The sequence below is a fragment of the Aminobacter sp. 01T433 genome (genome assembly GCF_056398585.1).
Genome location: NZ_JBFTPR010000010.1, coordinates 14,078 through 32,366, shown reverse-complemented (window position 1 = coordinate 32,366; position 18,289 = coordinate 14,078). Strand labels below are relative to the sequence as shown.

The window sequence follows — 18,289 nt, the reverse complement described above, 5'->3', positions numbered from 1 at the left end:
GCGCGCTGAGGCATTACCTCTCGGTTCGACACCGGTTGGCTGAGAGAAGGGAAGTCGAATGTTTGAATCGCTGCAAGAGCGGCTTGGTACGATCCTCAACGGCCTGACCGGCCGTGGCGCACTGTCGGAGGCCGACGTCTCGGCAGCCCTGCGCGAGGTTCGTCGTGCCTTGCTTGAGGCCGACGTCGCGCTCGAAGTGGTCCGCTCCTTCACCGACCGCGTCCGTGAAAAGGCCGTTGGCGCTGCTGTTCTGAAGTCGATCAAGCCCGGACAGATGGTCGTCAAGATCGTCCATGACGAGCTGATCGAGATGCTCGGCGCCGAGGGCGTCGCCATCGACCTCAACGCGCCGGCCCCGGTCGTCATCATGATGGTCGGCCTGCAGGGCTCGGGCAAGACCACGACGTCGGCCAAGATCGCCAAGCGCCTCACCGAGCGCCAGGGCAAGAAGGTCCTGATGGCCTCGCTCGACACGCGCCGTCCGGCCGCGCAAGAGCAGCTGCGCCAGCTCGGCGAGCAGACCAAGGTCGCAACCCTTCCCGTCATCGCTGGCCAGTCGCCGGTCGACATCGCCAAGCGCGCCGTCCAGGCAGCCAAGCTCGGCGGACATGACGTCGTCATCCTCGATACCGCTGGTCGTACCCATATCGACGAGCCGCTGATGGTCGAGATGGCCGACATCCGCAAGGTGTCGGAACCGCATGAGATCCTGCTCGTCGCCGACTCCTTGACCGGTCAGGACGCCGTCAACCTCGCCAAGAATTTCGACGACCGCGTCGGCATCACCGGCCTGGTGCTGACCCGCATGGACGGCGACGGCCGCGGCGGTGCTGCCCTTTCGATGCGCGCCGTCACCGGCAAGCCGATCAAGCTGATCGGTACCGGCGAAAAGATGGATGCGCTGGAGGAATTCCACCCCAAGCGTATCGCCGACCGTATCCTCGGCATGGGCGACATCGTTTCGCTGGTCGAGAAGGCTGCCGAAAACATCGACGCGGAAAAAGCCGCGGCGATGGCCAAGAAGATGCAGTCGGGAAAGTTCGATCTGAACGATCTCGCCGACCAGCTTGGCCAGATGCAGAAGATGGGCGGCATGGGCGGCATCATGGGAATGATGCCGGGCATGGGCAAGATGAAGGACCAGATGGCCGCGTCCGGGCTGGACGACAAGATGTTCGGGCGCCAGATCGCCATCATCTCGTCGATGACCAAGGCCGAGCGCGCCAATCCCGACGTCCTGAAGCACTCGCGCAAGAAGCGCATCGCCGCAGGTTCCGGCACCGACGCTGCCGAAATCAACAAGCTGCTCAAGATGCACCGCCAGATGGCCGACATGATGAAAGCCATGGGCGGCAAGGGCAAGGGCGGTGGCCTGATGCGCGGCATGATGGGCGGCCTCGCCTCCAAGATGGGCCTTGGCGGCATGGGTGGTATGGGCGGCATGCCCGACCTGTCCAAGATGGACCCCAAGCAGCTCGAAGCTTTGCAGAAGCAGGCCGAAGCGGCCGGTCTCGGCGGAGGCCTCAAGGGCCTGCCGGGCGGCGGACTCCCTGGCATGGGCGGCGGCGGTTTGCCTGGCCTGCCTGGCGGCATGAAGCTTCCGGGTCTTGGCGGCGGCCTGCCCGGCCTTGGCAAGAAGAAGTGAGGAGCGCGCGATGACCGACACCAATCCTCAGGCGCAGCTCCAGGAACTGCGCGCTTCGATCGACAATATCGATGCCGCCCTGATCCACATGCTGGCCGAGCGCTTCCGCTGCACCAAGGCAGTCGGCGTGCTCAAGGCGACCCATGGTCTGCCGCCGGCCGATCCGGCGCGCGAACAGTCCCAGATCGCACGTCTCAGGCGTTTGGCCGACGACGCGCATCTCGATCCCGATTTCGCGGAGAAGTTCTTGAACTTCATCATCCGCGAGGTGATCAGGCACCACGAAATGCTGGCCGCTGAACGAAATGGCGGCTCAGACAGGACCACCTCCGCCTGAGGCGGAACACGCAGAACATACCAAACCCAAGACAGAACTATTCAGGAGTAAGACAATGTCCCTTAAGATCCGCCTGGCCCGCGCCGGCTCCAAGAAGCGCCCCTACTACCACATCGTCATCGCTGACGCCCGCAGCCCGCGCGACGGCCGCTTCATCGAGGCGATCGGCGCCTGGAACCCGCTGCTGCCCAAGGATGGCGAGCGCATGAAGGTTGACGCCGACCGCGCCAAGTACTGGCTGTCGAACGGCGCGCTGCCGACCGACCGCGTTGCCCGCTTCCTCGACGAGGCTGGCATCGTCAAGCGCGAAGCCCGCTCGAACCTGACCAAGGGCGAGCCGGGCAAGAAGGCCCAGGAGCGCGCTGCCGCACTGAAGAAGGCACAGGAAGACGCTGCTGCCGCTATCGCTGCAGCGACTGCCGCTCCGGCCGAAGCTTCGGCAGAGTAATTTTTCGCCTGTCTGGCGAAAGGAAACGGCGGGCCGAAAGGTCCGCCGTTTTGCGTTTCAGGCCGGTGTTTTCGATGGCGCTCTGCGCCTTGCTTGACCTTTGGAAATGCGGGCCTCACCATTTGCAAATGGAGGAGCCGCGCATGTCCGACAAGATTTCCGCACTCAATGCCGATGGCGTATCCGAGCCCTTTGCCGCTGCTACGGCGCCGCTCGAAGCCTTTTCGCAGGGCGAGCGTTTCGGCAGCAGTTTCAGGCATCTCTCCAATTTTGGCGGCGGCGACCATGTCGGCGTAGCACTCGAAGAGCTTGCACCGGGCAAGGAGTCCAATCCGTCGCACTATCACATGCTCGAGGAGGAGCACGCCTATATCCTCGAAGGCGCACTGACGCTCAGGCTCGGCGCACGGGCCTATGTCATGAAGGCTGGCGACTATGTCTGCTTCCCGGCGGGCCAGAAGGTTGGGCACTCGCTGTTCAACCACACCGATGCCGCGTGCCGCTATCTCATCATCGGCGAGCGCAATCCCAACGATGTCATCGTCTATCCCGAGTCGGGCAGGGTCAGCGTAAGGCTGACCGGCGAGGGTTACCGGAAAGCGGCGACCATGGACTATTGGGAAGGCATCGATTTGACGGCCTCAAGCGCTCGTCAGGAATAGAAAAAATTCTCCGCCGCCAGCATCGGCGGTGGCGTCTCGCCGAGAGCTTCGAACACCGAGATTTCGCAGACGCGGCACAGGCCGTCGAGCGCGAGGTCGTTGGCCTCCATGCCGAAGGGGTCTTCCAGTTCTTCGGAGAGTGCGTCGAGGCCAAAGAAGGTGTAGGCGATCAGTGCTGTGAAAAGCGGCGTCGCCCAGCCGGCGGAAGCCGCCAGCCCGAATGGCAATAGCAGGCAGAACACATAAGCCGTGCGCTGCAAAAGCAGCGTGTAGGCAAAGGGCAGGGGCGTGCCCATGATGCGCTCGCAACCGGCCTGAAGTGCTGCAATCGCCGACAGCCGCTCGTCGAGGATGCGGTAATCCATCGCCTCCAGGGCCTTTGCCTGCTTGAGCGCGCCGATCTTGCCACCCATGCGCCGCATCACGGCGTCAGGCCTGTTGGTCGCGGCAAAAATCTCGTCCACAGCGTTGCCGACAAAGGGGCGTGCAGCCTCCCGCGTATCGATGCGGCGCAGCTCGCCGCGCAGGAAGTGGCAGAATGCCAACGAATCCATCAGCAGCGGCCGCAGTTGGTCACGTTCGGAAATCATCGCGGTCGCGGCGCGGGAGAGGTTCCTGATCTCGAAAACGAGCTGGCCCCACAGCTTGCGCGCCTCCCACCAGCGGTCATAGGCGGCGTTGTTGCGGAAGCCGAGATAGATCGACAGCGCCACGCCGAGCAGCGCGAAGGGTGCCATGCCGGCATTGCCGAGATCGAGATTGAGCGCCTTGATCACCGCCACCACCAGCGCGCCATAAAGCGCAAAGCCTAAGATCTGCGGCAGGATGCGGGGTACCACCGATCCACGCATGACAAAGAACAGCTTCAACAGGCCGGTGCGCGGACGAACGATCATATGGCCTGTACCTCTTGCCTCGATGGTGAGGCGGCATTGTGCTTCGGGGAGGGTGCTGGAGTCACGGCTCAATCGCGACATGGTGGCGATTTCGTCGAATTGTTTCAGCCGCTTGCCGGTCTTGTGCGGTTTTGCAACGAAACCCCATCCGTGAGGAGGAGGGACGTTTTACCCGCATGGGTAGGCGGTCTACGGAGTGCCGGCGCGCGCGTAGCGGATATCCGGCAGCCCCTCTTCATTGCTGGACCCATCGCCGAATTCTTCCGATATGAAGCCGTGACGCTCGTAGAAACGTCGTGCACCGGCATTGGCCTCAAAGCAGAAAAGTTTCACGTGAGTCATTCGGGCGGTCACGTGGCGCAGCAACTGGCTGCCGATGCCGCGTCCCGTCCAGGCCGGATCGAGATAAAGCTGCTCGAGCCAGTCGCCCTTGACCGCGGCAAAGCCGACAATCTTGTCTTCGATCGTTGCGACGGTGACCTGCTGCTCGGTGAGCAGGCAGCCCGCAACGAAGCGCAGGTCTTCATCAGGTGTGTGCAGCTGGGGCATCCAGTCGAAGGCGGCAAGCGCCGCCCTCAGGATGCGGGCGATGTCGTGTGCGTCTTGAGCCTTGGCCGGACGCAGCACGACATCGGGCATTGTCGTCAGGCCGCCTTCTTCTTCGGCGTGATCAGGCCACGCTCGACCAGAAGCTCGGCGATCTGGACGGCGTTGAGGGCAGCGCCCTTGCGCAGGTTGTCCGAGACGATCCACATCGACAGGCCGTTGTCGACGGTCTGGTCCTCCCGGATGCGCGAGATGTAGGTCGCGTCTTCGCCTGCCGAGTCGAGCGGGGTGGCGTAACCGCCGTCCTCATGCTTGTCGATGACAAGGCAGCCTGGCGCATCGCGCAGGATGTCGCGCGCCTCTTCGGCGGTGATCGGGTTTTCGAACTCGATGTTGACGGCTTCGGAGTGGCCGATGAACACCGGCACGCGCACGCAGGTCGCGGTCAGCTTGATCTTGGGGTCGAGCATCTTCTTGGTCTCGGCGACCATCTTCCACTCTTCCTTGGTGGAGCCGTCTTCCATGAAGACGTCGATGTGCGGAATGACGTTGAAGGCGATGCGCTTGGTGAACTTCTTGTTCTCGACCGAATCGGCCACGAACACGGCGCGTGTCTGGGTGAACAGCTCGTCCATGCCTTCCTTGCCGGCGCCCGAAACGGACTGGTAGGTGGCAACCACGACGCGCTTGATCTTGGCCACGTCGTGCAGCGGCTTCAGCGCCACGACCAGCTGGGCGGTCGAGCAGTTCGGGTTGGCGATGATGTTCTTCTTGGAGAAGCCGGAAATCGCATCCGGGTTCACTTCCGGCACGATCAGCGGCACGTCCTGGTCATAGCGGAAAGCGGACGAGTTATCGATGACGACGCAGCCCTGCTTGCCGATCTTGGGCGACCATTCCTTGGAGACATTGCCACCCGCCGACATGATGCAGATGTCGACGTCGGAAAAATCATACTGGTCAAGCACCTTGGTCTTCAGGGTCTTGTCGCCGAACGACACTTCGGAACCGAGCGAGCGGCGCGAGGCCAGCGGCACGATCTCATCGATCGGAAAGCCGCGTTCCTCGAGGATGTTGAGCATTTCCCTGCCGACATTGCCCGTGGCGCCGACGACTGCAACCTTGAAACCCATATCGAAAATCTCCTGTCCCTCTCCGCTCGCTTTTGGAGAAAACCCGCTGGCCGTTGCGGGCTTCATCCCCCGGGCCGGACCCGGGAGAGGGTGAGCAGGCCAAGGGAAATCACACCGTTTTGGTGGTGGTGGTTTTGGCCATGGTTTTGGTCGAAAGCAGGGACGCGGCTCCGCGCCCGGCACGATGGTTGGCATCGTGGCCGGGGAAGTCGAATGCGAAAAGCGCCATCAAGAGGCCGCGCATCGGAGGGATCCCTGTTCGCCGCCGCTTTTATCCGGTTTGTATGGAGAGTCAATCGCGCACGCCGCCTGAAGCTGCGCCGTCGATGTCAAATTAGAGTTGCCTTGCATGTTCGGCGGGATACTCTCGATGCATTGAGCCGACGGGACGAAGCCGATGGGCAAGCCAGCCGAAGCGAAGGTGCCGGTAGCTGCAGTCATCAACGGTCGCCATGGCAGCCTCCGCCCGCTGGACGCGTCGGATGCTTCGACGCTTTATCGCCGTTCGCATGACGAAAACGTCGCAACCACCTGGGCCGAGATGAAGGTCGGGCCGTTTGCCGACGAAGCTGCTTTTTCCAAGCACATCGACGATCTCGTGTCCGACCCGAAGCGGGCGTTTTTCGCGGTTGTCGATCTGGATGGCGCCATACTGGGCTGGCTGTGCCTGATGGAGGCCCGGGTGGCGCATCAAGTTGTCGAGCTTGGCTACGTGCTCTTCACCAGCGCGATCCAGCGCACGACGCTTGCGACGGAGGCGCTCTATCTCGTCATTCGCCACGTGTTCGAGGAGCTTGGCTATCGTCGCCTCGAATGGACGTGCACTGCTCAAAACAGCCGTTCGCGCGTCGCCGCCGATCGGCTCGGTTTCACCTATGAGGGGATGCTGCGCGAAGGATTGCTGCTCAAGGGCATGCCGAGAGACATCTGCATGTATTCGATGCTGTCGTTTGAGTGGCCATCCCGCCGCGCAACGATGGAGCAGTGGCTCGACCCCGCCAATTTCCGCGATGGCAGGCAGCTGCGCTCGATGATTGAAATCAGGGCCGATCTGTAGCTTCCATCAGCCGCGCTTGGCCGCGACGGCTCACTTCTGCCTGAGCCTGATGCGCGGCAGGCGCAGCCGCGACCCTTCGCTCGACTGGGGCTGGGCCAGGAGCGTGGTCAGCTCGGCCGGCAGGCTGGCCAACGCCTTCTTCGAGCCAACGCCATCTGCAATGCAAAGGATGCTGTCGTAGAACTCGATGCCCATCGCCGATTTCGGCGGTGTCGCCTCATGCATGACGCTGATCACTGTGACGTCGGGACAATTGTCCTTGATTACCTGGTGAAAGGCGATCTTGGCGTCGACATCAAGCGCTGCGGTCGCTTCGTCGAGAAACAGCAAGCCAGGCTGCAAAAGCAGGATGCGGGCCGCCACCAGCTTCTGCTTCTGGCCACCTGAAAGCAGTTGATCCCAGCTCTTGCCCTGGCGTGTTTCGTCGCCGAGATGTTCGATGAAGTCGCCAAGGCCGGCCTTGTGCAAGGCAACGGCCACTCCCGCCTCCGAGTGGGCGTCCGGCTTGTCTGGCAGGCAGACAAGCTGCTTCAGCGAAACCTGCGGCAGCTTGATATCCTGGGTGGCATAGAACGACCTGATACCTTCGGGAAAGACGATGGCGCCACGGCCATACGGCCACAGCCCGTTGATCGCCTTGACCAGCGAGGTCTTGCCGCAGCCGGACTGGCCAGACACGAAGGTCCATTCGCCGCGCCTGAAGCGCAGATTGGCGATCGTCAGGAACGGACTTGCCTCGCGGCCCTGATGCATCAGCTCGAGATTGCGGATCGTCAGTCCAAACAGGGCATTCTGGTTGCCATAGCTGAACTCGGACTGGCCGGTGGCTGCGTAGAATGCCGGCGGTCTCTGGACGTTTTCGATCGCTTTTGCGAGATCGCTGACGCGCTCGCTATTGGCCCTGAGCGTGGCGATTGCCGGCATGACCTGGATGAACCACGAGCACTGGCTGATCAGCGAGTTCACCAGTTCGGCGCCGGTTATGTAGCCCTTGAGGTTGATCTGGCCGTGCATGTAGGGAACAAGGCCCGGCCCATAGGCGACGATGCGGGCAGCGACAAAGCCGTAGATCGATTCAAACGACATGTAGCCGGCGTTGACTGTGTTGAGCCGTCCCCAGGTCTGGTCGATGTCGCGATAGAGCCGGTCGTGCATCGCCTGCTGCACGCCTTCGCCGCGCGATGCGGCGACGTGGAAACTGCGCCTGAGCAGGATCGTCAGCTCGCCACGGTAGCTGCCTTCGGCCTGCTGCATCCTGACGCTGAGGCGCTCCATCACGCCGCCGAGCTTCATGGCGATATAGGTGTTCAGCGGCACATAGGCAGCGACAGCCGCCAGTGCGAGGACGAAGCTGCCATAGTTGCCGAGGATTTCCAGGCCGCGCACCGAGGTCGAGGTCTCCAGGAGCTTCTGGCCGACAAAGTAGAGCGACGTGGCAACGCTCATGATGCCCATGGCAAGCCCGATTGCGCCACCGGTCATGCCCTTGATGGAATCCTGGACGCGCTGGTCGATATTGTCGGGTGCCATGCCCGAGCCGTTGCCCGAACCGTTGGTCGCGTCCGCATTGTGCTGAACGTGGAAATGAGTGTGATTGGCGTCGAGCAGTGCCGCGTTGAAGCGGCTATCGAGCCAGCCACGCCATTTGCGGTGCAAGGTGGTGGAAAACAGGTGCCGGATGCCGGTGAAGCCCGCATCCTTGATGACCACCAGAAGAACCAATGTACCCGCGCTGGTCAGCAGGGACGCCAGTGGCGCCGCATTGGCCGGGTCGTGAAAGAAGGCGATGGAATTGACCAAATCGCCTGATGCTTCGGCCATCCAAACGCTGGCCTTGCTGGAAAGTGCGGTGAGGAGGGCGATCACCAGCGTCAGCCCCCAGGCTTCCTTCCAGCGATCCGAGACCCAGTAGGCCCGCATCAGGCCCCAGAAGCTACGCATCGCCGAAACCGGCGTCAGGGGAGGCGGCCTTGCGGCGCGGCGACGCCATCTGTTTAGCGATCGATATCGAGGTCTAGCGACCCGAATCACAGTGTTCCCTACCCAGTGCCCTTTTCTTTAGCGAAGGGTAACATGAGTTGAGCATTCTCAAATCGAATTGTCCCCCAAGCGGCCTCGATTGGATTCACCTCGTCGTGATCAGTGGCCGAAAGGCAACGACATCAGCGTTTCGGATACGCCTCTTGGGGGATAGGGCGAAGGGCCGCGCAAGCTTGCAGCCGGCACCAAAACTTTGCACAGAGTGCGTCTGACGGCTGACGAGGGGAAAATGCGCGGCGAAGTGCTTTATTACGACGAAACCCAGGGATTCGGCTTCCTTTTAGGCGCTGATGGCAATCGCTATGCGTTTGGACGCGAAGACCTGCGTCGCGTCATGCCGATCGACAAGGGTGCTGAGGTCGAATTTCAGCCGAGCGGTGGCAAGGCACGCGACGTCTTTACGATCCGCAGCCAGGTCATGGCGCCGGCTACGGCGCAGCCCCCACAGCAGTTTGGCCGAATGGCAGTTAGCACTGCCGTCGAAAAGACGAGCCTGTGGTCGTATTTCTGGTGTGGGATGACTGCCAACTACGCCAATTTCCGTGGCCGGGCGCGGCGCAAGGAGTATTGGGGCTTCTACCTGTTCTGGGCCATTTCACTGGTGCTGTTCATGGGGGCCGGCTTTGGCATCGACGGCGCGCTCGGCAATCTCGCAGCGGGCCAGGAGCAGCCGGTGGCAGCAGCTGCCTTATCGGTCCTGCTGGTGCTGGCAGGCATAGTGCCGTGCATTGCCGTCACCGTGCGCCGCATTCATGATCTCGGCCTGTCGGGCTGGTTTTATCTGCTGATCCTGCTGCCCTATGTCGGCGGGCTGATCATCTTGGTGTTCTCGCTGCTGCCGTCACAGAAGCACGAAAACAAGTGGGGGCCGGTTCCGGCGGGGGTGAAGGTTCCCCCGCCTTACGCTTCGGCCGCCTAGATCAGGCGAAGAACTTCGCGATGATGGCGTCACCCATCTGAGTGGTGCCGACCTCGGTCTTGCCCTCGGACATGATGTCCTTGGTGCGCAGGCCTTCGTCGAGCACGGCAGCGATCGCTGCTTCGAGACGGTCGGCCTCGGCCACCATGTTGAAGGAATACCGCAGGCACATCGCAAAGGACGCGATCATGGCGATCGGGTTGGCGATGCCTTGGCCAGCGATATCCGGTGCCGAGCCATGCACCGGCTCGTAGAGCGCCTTGCGCTTGCCGGTGAGCGCATCTGGCGCACCGAGCGAAGCCGAAGGCAGCATGCCGAGCGAGCCGGTCAGCATGGCAGCGACGTCCGAGAGCATGTCGCCGAACAGATTGTCGGTGACGATGACGTCGAACTGCTTGGGCCAGCGCACCAGCTGCATGCCGCCGGCGTCGGCCAGCATGTGGTCGAGCTTGACGTCGGCATATTTGGCCTTGTGGGTCGCGGTCACCACCTCGTTCCACAACACGCCCGACTTCATGACGTTGCGCTTTTCCATCGACGTCACGCGGTTTTGGCGCGTGCGCGCCAATTCGAAGGCGACGCCTGAAATGCGCTCGATCTCGAAGGTGTCATAGACCTGCGTGTCGATGCCGCGCTTTTGGCCGTTGCCAAGGTCGATGATCTGCTTGGGCTCGCCGAAATAGACGCCGCCGGTCAGCTCGCGCACGATCAGGATGTCGAGGCCCTCGACAACTTCCTGCTTGAGCGAGGACGAAGCGGCAAGCGCGGGATAGCATATTGCCGGACGCAGGTTGGCAAACAGCTCCATGTCCTTGCGCAGGCGCAAAAGGCCAGCTTCTGGGCGAACCTCGTAAGGCACGGCATCCCATTTCGGGCCGCCGACGGCGCCGAACAGCACCGCGTCCGCCGCCATCGCCTTGGCCATGTCGGCATCGGAGATCGCCTGGCCGTGCGCATCATAGGCCGAGCCGCCGACGAGGCCTTCCTCGGTGACAAAGCCGGTGCCTAGCTTCTCGTTCATTGCGGTGATCAGCTTGCGGACTTCAGCCATGGCCTCAGGGCCGATGCCGTCGCCAGGCAGGAGAAGAAGATTGCGCGTCGCCATGGAAAGCCTTTCCGAAAGATGCGTGAACCGCGGTCTTGCTAGCCTTGGCGGGCCGCGCGTGCAAGCGGGAAAGGCGTGGGTTGCTTGAATCTCAAGCCTACGATGTGTATGTTTTAGGTAATCTATACACATAGGTGCAACATGCGCACGAATATCGACATCGACGATCGTCTCATGGCGGAGGCCATGAAGGTGACTGGTGAGTCTACCAAAAAAGCTACGGTCGAAGCTGCATTGCGCAAGGTGATCGCAATTTCAGAACAGATGGCTGCGCTCGAAGCCATGCGTGGCTTGGGGTGGGAAGGGGACCTTGACGCGATGCGCGACGACTGGACACCTGCGGTCGACTGGGCTCTCAACGACAAGCAATGATCGTCGTCGACACGTCGGTCTGGATATCTGCCTTACGCGATGCCGAGCGCCCGGGGGTAGCTCAGCTCCGCCATGAGACCGCGCGGGGCAATGTTCTGCTCGGCGACGTCGTCCTGTTGGAGATTCTGCGCGGTGCGCGTGACGACCGCCATGCCGCGCTCCTCGAAACCCATCTGCGTAAATATCCCATCGTCACCATGATGGATGACCGTTTGGCGACGGCCGCCGCCGCCAATTATCGGCGAATGCGCGGCCATGGCTTCACGATCGGGGCGCTCGCCGACATGATCATTGCCACTTTCTGCATCGAGCACGGTCACCAGCTCCTCCAGGACGACCGCGACTTTCTGCCGATGGTGGAGCACCTTGGCCTTCAGCTCGCCTGAAATCAGCCGCGCTTCAGCGCCGTCACCTCGATCTCGATCTTCATCTCTGGCTTGTTGAGCTGGCACACGATCATCGTCGCTGCCGGCCGGATGTCGCCGAAGGTCTCGCCGAGGATCGGGAACACCACATCCACATAGGCCTGGTCGGTGATGTAATAATGCGCGCGCACGACGTCCGCCATTTCAAAGCCGCCGTCGGCCAGTGCCTTGGCGATGGTGGCGAGACAGTTGCGCGTCTGCGCCTCGACGCTCTCCGGCATGGTCATGGTCGCATAGTCGTAGCCGGTGGTGCCGGACACGAAACACCACTCGCCCTGCACGACCGCGCGCGAATAGCCGGCGGTCTTTTCGAAGGGCGATCCGGTGGAGATCAGCTTGCGCATATGGTCTTTCCCTTATTGCGGCGGGGTCAGCGCCTTGGTCATGGCGTCCTTGACCTCGGCTGGCCATTCGGCGAGCGCGGGCCAGGTTTTAGGCTCGGGTGTGTCGGTCTGCTGGGCGAAATAGAGCTTCTTGCCGGCGACATCGACGCCGATGAAGGCGTCGGCGCTGCCGCAGGCATGCGGCACGCAACCGCTGGCAAACAGGATGCCGGATGCGGTCTTTTCGGGCTCGCCAGCCACCGACAGGCCAAGCGCCACCTGCTCAAGGTCGTCGCCGAGCAGCGCTTGGGCGGCGGTGTAGAGTTCGGCATTGGCAAAGAAATCGGATGGATAGGTGATCTTGTCAGCAACAATATCGGCCCAGCCGGTGCCTGGCTGCGGCACGAAGCTCAACTGGCCTGCCACCTTCAACCCGTCCTGCGGCGACCAGATGCGCACGGGCTCACTGGCGCCCGGCCTGAGGTAAGGCACGAAAAACAGCGTATCGCCGGTCGCGGCTGCCGGCGGCGTGCCGCATTCGCCGTCGCCGACGACGGTCGACTGGATGCCTGCATCGGTTTTCCAGGCGAGCACGGTCTCAGGGCCGCAGGCGTTGCCGCCATCGCCGACGTCGAAGATGGCCACCTTGGTGCCGTTGAGGTCGACCGTGCGCTCGTAATAGGCAACATAGTTGCGCGCCAGCTCCTTGCCTTCATATGCGAGGATCTTGTCGAGCTCGGGCGTCTCGGTGATGGTGAAATTGCCACCTTCGAAGGGGATCTTCTGCGGCTCGCTTTCCTGGGCCAGAGCCGCCGACGAGGCGGTCAACGCCAGCGCGAATGCTGCAAGGAGGGCGGAAGATTTCATTGTCTGCTCCTGGAAATCGACGTGCGATGTCACGAAGCAGCTCGATCTTGGCGCTCCGAATCCCGAGGCGCGACAATGGCATGGCACATCAGGCCTGTCAGCCGCAGCCTGTTGCTCCAGCAAAAAGCCCCGCCGCGATTTCCATCGGGACGGGGCTCTCGAAATTTTAGCTCAGATGTCGAGGCTCAGGCCCAGGGGCGGCTCTCGGCGACCTTCTTTTCATAGGTGTCGATCGACTTCGCCTTTTCCATGGTCAGGCCGATGTCGTCGAGACCGTTGAGCAGGCAGTGGCGACGGAAGTCGTCCAGGTCGAAGGTGACCACGCCGCCGTCGGGACCGCGGATTTCCTTGGCTTCGAGATCGACCGACACAGTGGCATTGGCGCCGCGCGAGGCGTCGTCCATCAACTTATCCAGGTCTTCCTGGCTGACTGTGATCGGCAGGATGCCGTTCTTGAAGCAATTGTTATAGAAAATGTCGGCGAAGGACGTCGAAATCACGCAGCGGATGCCGAAGTCGAGCAGCGCCCACGGTGCATGCTCACGCGACGAGCCGCAGCCGAAATTGTCGCCGGCAACGAGGATCTGTGCCTTGCGGTAGGCTGGCTTGTTGAGCACGAAGTCGGGGTTTTCCGAACCGTCCTCATTGTAGCGCATTTCGGCGAAAAGCCCGACACCAAGGCCAGTGCGCTTGATCGTCTTGAGATAATCCTTGGGGATGATCATGTCGGTGTCGACATTGACGATCGGCAGCGGCGCGGCGACGCCGGTGAGCTTGGTGAATTTTTCCATGGCTTTGTGCCCGTCTGGCTGTTGCGGGGATTTGGCTTGCCTCGCTTTACACAAGCTTGGCCGGGAATAAAAGCGTTTAGACGCCACGGCAGCCCGCAAGTCCAGGCTGCCGGCTATGGCTGCATGGCTCGAAGGGCGTCCAACCTATAACAGGTGGCGTAGGCCCTCGAACAATCTTGCTACGCCCGCTTCGGTGGTGATGATGCCTGGGGACAGGCGCAGGATGCGACCACGGCAATCGGTGTAGATGCCGCGCTCGCGCAGGCCATCGACGATCCTTGCCGTATCAGCCTCGACAGGCAGCCGTACCATGATGCTGCCGCCACGATGGCGTTCGTCGCGTGGGCTGGCGAGCACGAGGCCCATCTCGTCGACTTGCGCGATGATCGCTACACCCAGCGCGCGGTTGTGCGCCAGCAATGCCTGCTTGTCATGCGCCGCATGCCATTCCAGTGCCGGCAGCGAGCCGACGCAAGCCAGCACCGAAGGCGTGCCGTGGTCGAAGCGGCGGGCATCGGCGGCATAAGCAAAAGCATTGAGATCCCAGGAGAAGATGTTTTCCTGGCTGAACCAGCCGCGCAATTCCGGCCGGCACTGCTTGAGAAGCGCTTCAGCGACATGGATGATGCCGGCGCCCGGCGTGCCACACAGCCATTTCAGCGTCGTCGACACAGTGAAGTCGACCGCCGGAGCGTCGACCTTGAAAGGGATCAGGCCCACCCCTTGGGTGATGTCGACACCGATGAGGCTTCCCATCTTGCGGCCATGGGCGACCAGCCTGTCGAGGTCGCAGCGGTGAGAGGCTGTCGAGGTGACCTGGGTCAGCAGCGCCAGGCCCACGTCTTCGCCCCATTGCTCGATCACATCGTCGTCGTGGACCCAGGCTTCGCCATCGCGCACAGGCACCGTGTCGAGCGTGAAGCCGAAACGCGGCGCCAGTCCCGCAAGCAGGAAGTGCAGGCTTGGAAAACAGTCGGCCGCCACCAGCACGCGGCGTCCGGCAAGATGGTGGCTCGGCAGCGCGCCGATCAGGCTGTAAAGTGCAGTGGTGACGTTTTCGGCCGAGGTCAGCGTTCCCTTTGGCGCGCCTATCAATGCGCTCCAGAGGTCGATGAAACGCTGGCGCTTTCCCAATGCGCGCATCCACTGGCCGTCATCGAAGGCGCCCCAGCTCGCAGCGAAGTCGGACAGGGCTGCCGCCATGGCCTCGGCCTTGCCGGGATACATGCCGATCGAGTGATAAAGGAAATAGGCCGAACCGTCTGGGGTGGTCATCGTTCAGAATTCCGATTGTCGGGGGTCAACGCGCCGTCATCTGGCGCTTGCCGCGTTCTTCGAGGTAGCTGACCAGTCGAACCAGCGGCAGGAGGAAGACGAGATACATGGCGGCGGCGCCGATCAGCGGCGTCGGGTTGGCCATCAGCGCCTGGGCGTCCGTCGCCTGCTTCAACAGGTCGGGCATGGCGACGACCGAGGCGAGTGCGGTGTCCTTGAAGATCGAGACGCAGTTGCTGGTCAGTGGCGGGATGATGACCCGCAGAGCCTGCGGCAAGACAACCGTGCGCATCGTCGTCCAGAAGCCGAGGCCGAGCGCCGAGGCCGCCTCGAACTGGCCCTTCGGCACGTTTTCGATGCCGGCACGGCAGACCTCGGCGGTGAAGGCCGAGAGCACCAGCGACAGCGCCAGCGTTGCTGCGGTGAATGACGAGAAGCGGATGCCGACGAAGGGCAGGGCGTAGTAGATCAGGATCAGCAGTACCAGGATCGGCATTGCCCTGAGGAAATCGACATAGGCAATCGCAAAGAGACGCACCGGCCTCGGCCCGTAGAGCCGCATCAGGCAGACGGCGAGCCCAGCCGCGCCGCCGAAGACGATGCTGGCGATGCCCAAAAGGATGGTGTTGCCCACGCCGCGCATGAGCATGGGAAACGACCGGACGAGAATGTCCCAGTTGAAGAAGGTGGTGATCAGGTCCATGGCGAGGTCCGTGCGCAAGATGCTGCGGCCTTGAGCGGCCGCAGCATCGTTTCAACGGTTGACGGTAGAGCCTTCAGGCTCACTCGGCTTTCGGCAGCGGCATCTCGGTGGTCGTGCTGGTGCCAGCGTCCGGCTCTACGCCGAACCACTTCTTGTGGATCGCAGCCAGCGTCCCGTCGGCCTTCATCTTGGAGACGGCATCGTTGGCCTCAACGATGGCGGGATGGTCCTTGCGCGCCATCATGGCGAAGCGTTCGCCGGTGGGAATGCGAACCAGCACCTTGAAGCCCGGCGTCTTGGTCATGGCATACTGGAAGCCGGCGAGTTCGCCAGCGCCGCCATCGACGCGCTGGGCCTGGATGTCGAGCAGCAAGTCCTGCTGGGCGTTGTAGCTGCGCACCTCGGCAAGGCCGAGCTTCTCGGTGTTTTCCTTGGCCCAGGCTTCGCCCGTCGTGCCGGCGACCACGCCGATGACCTTGCCCTTGAGGCCGTCGAGACCCGTGATGTCGGACGCGTCGCGCCCGATGACCGTGCCGTCGCCGTCATAATAGGGCTGGGTGAAGGACTGGTTCTGCAGGCGTTCGTTGTTGACCGAGATCGACGACACCGCGAAATCGATACGCCCGGAGCTGGACGCTGCAAACAGTGCCTGGAAGCCCATGTCCTGGAATTCGACCGGTCGGCCAAGGCGCTTGGCAACCTCGGTCGCGACATCGATCTCGAAACCTTCAAAGGTGCCGCTTTCGTTCTTGAATTCCCATGGCGGGTTCGCCGGATAGGCTCCGACGACGAGTGCCTCCTGGCTCATGGCCGGGGCCGACAGCGCGAACGCAAAGACCATGGCCATGCCGGCAGCTAGTTTAGAGAATGCCATTTTGTTCCTCCCTTTGATCGATTGACGACGGTAACCGTGGCAGTCGTCAGCAGCGTTTTACTGCGCTGAATCTGCTTCAAGCGTATAAATATGCATTGGCATACTGTGGTGGATGAAAAAATACGTCCCAGGCCCGGTTGCGGCGAGCTTGCACTCCCATGCCTGGCCCCGATGTCTCCTCCATTCCCCCTCAGTTCGATATTTGCATATGCATTTAATTTCGTCCAGATGCGGATCGCATCGTCTCGCAGCATGGGCCGCCAAAACGGAAACGGCCGCGGATCGGGTTACGATCCACGGCCGCTTGATGCGGAGAAAATGGCTGATATCAGGCGCGGTTGAGCGCCATCACGCCGGTTTCGGTGCCGGTCAGGCGGCGCGAGCGGCCGTCGGCTCCGACCACCATCTGGATGCGCCGGCGTTCCGACGAAAACAGTTTTGAGGTCGACACGTCCACTGGCGGGTTGAAGGCGACGGTGACGCGCCAGAGATCCGGCTTGATCGTCTCTTCGAGACCGATGACGCGACCCTTGGCGGGATTGCCGTTAAAGGTGCCCGACACCGTCTCGCCGACGGTAAACGGTGCGGTGTCGGTGGGCTCGTCGGTCTTGGTGCCGTTGGGACGTGCGGCCAGCGTGTTCCAGTCGCGCGCGCCTTCCTGGCGGGCGACGAGTTCGAGCGCCTTGGCGTGGCTGACGGCGATGCCCTCGCTGGCCAGCGCATCGCGCAGCCTGCGGGCGTTGTTCTTGTAGTCGTTTGTGTGACCGTTGGTCATGGGTTCGCTCCTTCGCGATGCGCGAACGGCGGTTGAAGGTCGGGAGCCCGCATTGCCGCTTCGGCCGTCGCATCGACAGGGAAACGAACTTTTTGAAGGGAAGCTTCACCAGGCCTTGCGGCTGCGGGCGGCAGGGGCTTCCCGCCCTTGACCGCCCTCAGATAGGAAGAAGCAGGCGCGCCGTCAATAAGGGGCGCCTGGGGCCGGACTTCAGGCCGCCTTGTCCCATGCCGGTGCCAGCCCGCCCGGGCTGACGATGCGTCCGCCTGGGGTGGCAAGCGAAAAGATCGCCTTCATCTCGTCGTCGGAAAGTTCGAAGTCGAAGACGTCAAAGTTTTCCGGCAGGCGCGACAGTGTTGCTGTCTTGGTCAGTGCCACCACGCCGTCCTGCTGGACCAGCCAGCGCAGCACCACCTGTGCGGCCGTCTTGCCATGGCTTGCGCCGATCTGTTTGAGCACAGGGTCGGAAATCACCTTGCCGTCGGCCATGGCGTAATAGGCGGTCACCGACATGCCGGCCTTGCGCGCCGCTTCAAGCACCGGCGTCTGGTCGAGATAAGGATGGTACTCGACCTGGTTGGTGACCAAAGGTGCGGCGCTCAGCTTCGCCGCCTCGGCCATCAGCGCCGTGTTGAAATTGCTGACGCCGATGTGGCGGACCTTGCCAGCGCTCCTGACCTCGTTGAGCGCGCCGATCTGCTCGGCCAGCGGCACGGCATCGTTCGGCCAATGCAGCAGCAACAGGTCGACATGATCGCTCCGAAGCTTCCTCAGGCTCTCGTCGACCGACTTCACGAAGGCATTGTGCTGATATTTGTCGACCCAGACCTTGGTGGTCAGGAAGATGTCCGAACGGGCGACGCCCGAAGCTGCGATAGCCTCGCCGACCTCGGCCTCGTTGCCATAGATCTGGGCGGTGTCGATGTGGCGGAAACCCTGTTTGATCGCTTCGGGCACCACATGCAGAACTTCCGCGCCGGGCATGCGAAAGGTGCCGAAGCCCAAAGCCGGAATTGTCGCGCCACTGGCGGTAACGAATTTCATGATGTTTTCCTTGGTGGGGATTTGTTGGTGGGGGGCTCGGGCGGATGGCTCC

At 62.4% G+C, this 18,289-nt stretch carries 22 protein-coding genes; 8 read left to right on the top strand and 14 right to left on the bottom strand.

The window, feature by feature from the left end; all coding sequences use genetic code 11:
* The first annotated feature begins 58 nt into the window (after positions 1 to 58).
* The 4 genes from ffh (at position 59) to AC1DLV_RS18145 (ending at position 3,092) form a co-directional block, all read left to right on the top strand.
* Positions 59 to 1,645: a signal recognition particle protein gene (gene ffh, locus AC1DLV_RS18160; protein WP_476801294.1), complete on the top strand. Its 1,587-nt coding sequence runs from the start codon at positions 59 to 61 to the stop codon at positions 1,643 to 1,645.
* 10 nt (positions 1,646 to 1,655) lie between these two features.
* Positions 1,656 to 1,982 (top strand): chorismate mutase, encoded by a 327-nt coding sequence (locus tag AC1DLV_RS18155; protein ID WP_476783568.1) that lies wholly within the window; start codon positions 1,656 to 1,658, stop codon positions 1,980 to 1,982.
* A 55-nt stretch (positions 1,983 to 2,037) separates the two neighbouring features.
* Positions 2,038 to 2,430 carry a 30S ribosomal protein S16 gene (gene rpsP / locus AC1DLV_RS18150; protein WP_476788135.1) on the top strand — a complete coding sequence of 131 codons (393 nt, stop codon included), beginning with the start codon at positions 2,038 to 2,040 and terminating at the stop codon, positions 2,428 to 2,430.
* Positions 2,431 to 2,573: 143 nt separating this feature from the next.
* Positions 2,574 to 3,092, top strand: a complete 519-nt coding sequence (locus AC1DLV_RS18145) for a cupin domain-containing protein (protein WP_476801293.1) — start codon at positions 2,574 to 2,576, stop codon at positions 3,090 to 3,092.
* Here the strand turns inward: AC1DLV_RS18145 and AC1DLV_RS18140 are convergent.
* The 4 genes from AC1DLV_RS18140 to AC1DLV_RS18125 all read right to left on the bottom strand — a co-directional run bounded on the left by AC1DLV_RS18140 (position 3,083) and on the right by AC1DLV_RS18125 (position 5,911).
* Positions 3,083 to 3,988 (bottom strand): bestrophin family protein, encoded by a 906-nt coding sequence (locus AC1DLV_RS18140; protein WP_476801292.1) that lies wholly within the window; start codon positions 3,986 to 3,988, stop codon positions 3,083 to 3,085. The two genes, AC1DLV_RS18145 and AC1DLV_RS18140, sit on opposite strands and share 10 nt — an antisense overlap.
* A gap of 189 nt (positions 3,989 to 4,177) precedes the next feature.
* Entirely contained in the window at positions 4,178 to 4,627 is a 450-nt protein-coding gene (locus tag AC1DLV_RS18135) for an N-acetyltransferase family protein (RefSeq protein ID WP_476801291.1), read from the bottom strand.
* Positions 4,628 to 4,632: 5 nt separating this feature from the next.
* Positions 4,633 to 5,667, bottom strand: coding sequence for an aspartate-semialdehyde dehydrogenase (locus tag AC1DLV_RS18130; RefSeq protein WP_476801290.1), 1,035 nt, complete (start codon positions 5,665 to 5,667; stop codon positions 4,633 to 4,635).
* A 109-nt stretch (positions 5,668 to 5,776) separates the two neighbouring features.
* The gene (locus AC1DLV_RS18125) at positions 5,777 to 5,911 is read right to left on the bottom strand and encodes a hypothetical protein (protein ID WP_269931796.1); all 135 of its coding nucleotides are present in this window, start codon (positions 5,909 to 5,911) and stop codon (positions 5,777 to 5,779) included.
* A gap of 153 nt (positions 5,912 to 6,064) precedes the next feature.
* Between AC1DLV_RS18125 and AC1DLV_RS18120 the strand changes: the two genes are divergently transcribed.
* Positions 6,065 to 6,724: a GNAT family N-acetyltransferase gene (locus AC1DLV_RS18120; RefSeq protein ID WP_476801289.1), complete on the top strand. Its 660-nt coding sequence runs from the start codon at positions 6,065 to 6,067 to the stop codon at positions 6,722 to 6,724.
* Between the two features lie 30 nt (positions 6,725 to 6,754).
* On the opposite strand, the gene AC1DLV_RS18115 is transcribed toward AC1DLV_RS18120, so the two are convergent.
* Entirely contained in the window at positions 6,755 to 8,665 is a 1,911-nt protein-coding gene (locus AC1DLV_RS18115) for an ABC transporter ATP-binding protein/permease (protein ID WP_476801288.1), read from the bottom strand.
* A 328-nt stretch (positions 8,666 to 8,993) separates the two neighbouring features.
* Between AC1DLV_RS18115 and AC1DLV_RS18110 the strand changes: the two genes are divergently transcribed.
* Entirely contained in the window at positions 8,994 to 9,683 is a 690-nt protein-coding gene (locus AC1DLV_RS18110) for a DUF805 domain-containing protein (RefSeq protein ID WP_476801287.1), read from the top strand.
* A 1-nt stretch (position 9,684) separates the two neighbouring features.
* Here AC1DLV_RS18110 and leuB read toward each other — a convergent pair whose 3' ends face one another.
* Positions 9,685 to 10,788 (bottom strand): 3-isopropylmalate dehydrogenase, encoded by a 1,104-nt coding sequence (gene leuB, locus AC1DLV_RS18105; RefSeq protein WP_476801286.1) that lies wholly within the window; start codon positions 10,786 to 10,788, stop codon positions 9,685 to 9,687.
* 141 nt (positions 10,789 to 10,929) lie between these two features.
* Here leuB and AC1DLV_RS18100 point away from each other — a divergent pair, with 141 nt between their 5' ends.
* Both AC1DLV_RS18100 and vapC read left to right on the top strand, forming a co-directional pair.
* Entirely contained in the window at positions 10,930 to 11,160 is a 231-nt protein-coding gene (locus tag AC1DLV_RS18100; protein ID WP_476801285.1) for a type II toxin-antitoxin system VapB family antitoxin, read from the top strand.
* Positions 11,157 to 11,546, top strand: coding sequence for a type II toxin-antitoxin system VapC family toxin (vapC, locus tag AC1DLV_RS18095; protein ID WP_476801284.1), 390 nt, complete (start codon positions 11,157 to 11,159; stop codon positions 11,544 to 11,546). The genes AC1DLV_RS18100 and vapC overlap by 4 nt, the downstream gene beginning before the upstream one ends.
* A gap of 2 nt (positions 11,547 to 11,548) precedes the next feature.
* Here vapC and AC1DLV_RS18090 read toward each other — a convergent pair whose 3' ends face one another.
* The 8 genes from AC1DLV_RS18090 to AC1DLV_RS18055 all read right to left on the bottom strand — a co-directional run bounded on the left by AC1DLV_RS18090 (position 11,549) and on the right by AC1DLV_RS18055 (position 18,237).
* Positions 11,549 to 11,929 (bottom strand): RidA family protein, encoded by a 381-nt coding sequence (locus AC1DLV_RS18090; RefSeq protein ID WP_476801283.1) that lies wholly within the window; start codon positions 11,927 to 11,929, stop codon positions 11,549 to 11,551.
* A 12-nt stretch (positions 11,930 to 11,941) separates the two neighbouring features.
* Positions 11,942 to 12,775: a hypothetical protein gene (locus AC1DLV_RS18085; RefSeq protein ID WP_476801282.1), complete on the bottom strand. Its 834-nt coding sequence runs from the start codon at positions 12,773 to 12,775 to the stop codon at positions 11,942 to 11,944.
* 185 nt (positions 12,776 to 12,960) lie between these two features.
* Entirely contained in the window at positions 12,961 to 13,566 is a 606-nt protein-coding gene (leuD, locus tag AC1DLV_RS18080) for a 3-isopropylmalate dehydratase small subunit (protein WP_476801281.1), read from the bottom strand.
* Between the two features lie 144 nt (positions 13,567 to 13,710).
* Positions 13,711 to 14,841, bottom strand: coding sequence for an aminotransferase class V-fold PLP-dependent enzyme (locus AC1DLV_RS18075; protein WP_476801280.1), 1,131 nt, complete (start codon positions 14,839 to 14,841; stop codon positions 13,711 to 13,713).
* A gap of 25 nt (positions 14,842 to 14,866) precedes the next feature.
* Positions 14,867 to 15,544 carry an amino acid ABC transporter permease gene (locus tag AC1DLV_RS18070; RefSeq protein WP_476784245.1) on the bottom strand — a complete coding sequence of 226 codons (678 nt, stop codon included), beginning with the start codon at positions 15,542 to 15,544 and terminating at the stop codon, positions 14,867 to 14,869.
* 79 nt (positions 15,545 to 15,623) lie between these two features.
* Entirely contained in the window at positions 15,624 to 16,418 is a 795-nt protein-coding gene (locus tag AC1DLV_RS18065; protein ID WP_476801279.1) for an ABC transporter substrate-binding protein, read from the bottom strand.
* A gap of 328 nt (positions 16,419 to 16,746) precedes the next feature.
* Complete coding sequence (locus AC1DLV_RS18060) at positions 16,747 to 17,193, bottom strand: glyoxalase superfamily protein (protein WP_476801278.1); 447 nt, start codon at positions 17,191 to 17,193, stop codon at positions 16,747 to 16,749.
* A gap of 210 nt (positions 17,194 to 17,403) precedes the next feature.
* A complete protein-coding gene (locus tag AC1DLV_RS18055) occupies positions 17,404 to 18,237 on the bottom strand; it encodes an aldo/keto reductase (protein ID WP_476801277.1) in 834 nt (277 codons plus the stop codon).
* Positions 18,238 to 18,289: the final 52 nt, after the last annotated feature.

What these genes read in the sequence shown, in the direction of transcription:
- ffh (WP_476801294.1), top strand. Translation starts at nt 59, where the DNA reads ATGTTTGAATCGCTGCAAGAGCGGCTTGGTACGATCCTCAACGGCCTG.
- AC1DLV_RS18155 (WP_476783568.1), top strand. Translation starts at nt 1,656, where the DNA reads ATGACCGACACCAATCCTCAGGCGCAGCTCCAGGAACTGCGCGCTTCG.
- rpsP (WP_476788135.1), top strand. Translation starts at nt 2,038, where the DNA reads ATGTCCCTTAAGATCCGCCTGGCCCGCGCCGGCTCCAAGAAGCGCCCC.
- AC1DLV_RS18145 (WP_476801293.1), top strand. Translation starts at nt 2,574, where the DNA reads ATGTCCGACAAGATTTCCGCACTCAATGCCGATGGCGTATCCGAGCCC.
- AC1DLV_RS18140 (WP_476801292.1), bottom strand. Translation starts at nt 3,988, where the DNA reads ATGATCGTTCGTCCGCGCACCGGCCTGTTGAAGCTGTTCTTTGTCATG.
- AC1DLV_RS18135 (WP_476801291.1), bottom strand. Translation starts at nt 4,627, where the DNA reads ATGCCCGATGTCGTGCTGCGTCCGGCCAAGGCTCAAGACGCACACGAC.
- AC1DLV_RS18130 (WP_476801290.1), bottom strand. Translation starts at nt 5,667, where the DNA reads ATGGGTTTCAAGGTTGCAGTCGTCGGCGCCACGGGCAATGTCGGCAGG.
- AC1DLV_RS18125 (WP_269931796.1), bottom strand. Translation starts at nt 5,911, where the DNA reads ATGCGCGGCCTCTTGATGGCGCTTTTCGCATTCGACTTCCCCGGCCAC.
- AC1DLV_RS18120 (WP_476801289.1), top strand. Translation starts at nt 6,065, where the DNA reads ATGGGCAAGCCAGCCGAAGCGAAGGTGCCGGTAGCTGCAGTCATCAAC.
- AC1DLV_RS18115 (WP_476801288.1), bottom strand. Translation starts at nt 8,665, where the DNA reads ATGCGTAGCTTCTGGGGCCTGATGCGGGCCTACTGGGTCTCGGATCGC.
- AC1DLV_RS18110 (WP_476801287.1), top strand. Translation starts at nt 8,994, where the DNA reads ATGCGCGGCGAAGTGCTTTATTACGACGAAACCCAGGGATTCGGCTTC.
- leuB (WP_476801286.1), bottom strand. Translation starts at nt 10,788, where the DNA reads ATGGCGACGCGCAATCTTCTTCTCCTGCCTGGCGACGGCATCGGCCCT.
- AC1DLV_RS18100 (WP_476801285.1), top strand. Translation starts at nt 10,930, where the DNA reads ATGCGCACGAATATCGACATCGACGATCGTCTCATGGCGGAGGCCATG.
- vapC (WP_476801284.1), top strand. Translation starts at nt 11,157, where the DNA reads ATGATCGTCGTCGACACGTCGGTCTGGATATCTGCCTTACGCGATGCC.
- AC1DLV_RS18090 (WP_476801283.1), bottom strand. Translation starts at nt 11,929, where the DNA reads ATGCGCAAGCTGATCTCCACCGGATCGCCCTTCGAAAAGACCGCCGGC.
- AC1DLV_RS18085 (WP_476801282.1), bottom strand. Translation starts at nt 12,775, where the DNA reads ATGAAATCTTCCGCCCTCCTTGCAGCATTCGCGCTGGCGTTGACCGCC.
- leuD (WP_476801281.1), bottom strand. Translation starts at nt 13,566, where the DNA reads ATGGAAAAATTCACCAAGCTCACCGGCGTCGCCGCGCCGCTGCCGATC.
- AC1DLV_RS18075 (WP_476801280.1), bottom strand. Translation starts at nt 14,841, where the DNA reads ATGACCACCCCAGACGGTTCGGCCTATTTCCTTTATCACTCGATCGGC.
- AC1DLV_RS18070 (WP_476784245.1), bottom strand. Translation starts at nt 15,544, where the DNA reads ATGGACCTGATCACCACCTTCTTCAACTGGGACATTCTCGTCCGGTCG.
- AC1DLV_RS18065 (WP_476801279.1), bottom strand. Translation starts at nt 16,418, where the DNA reads ATGGCATTCTCTAAACTAGCTGCCGGCATGGCCATGGTCTTTGCGTTC.
- AC1DLV_RS18060 (WP_476801278.1), bottom strand. Translation starts at nt 17,193, where the DNA reads ATGACCAACGGTCACACAAACGACTACAAGAACAACGCCCGCAGGCTG.
- AC1DLV_RS18055 (WP_476801277.1), bottom strand. Translation starts at nt 18,237, where the DNA reads ATGAAATTCGTTACCGCCAGTGGCGCGACAATTCCGGCTTTGGGCTTC.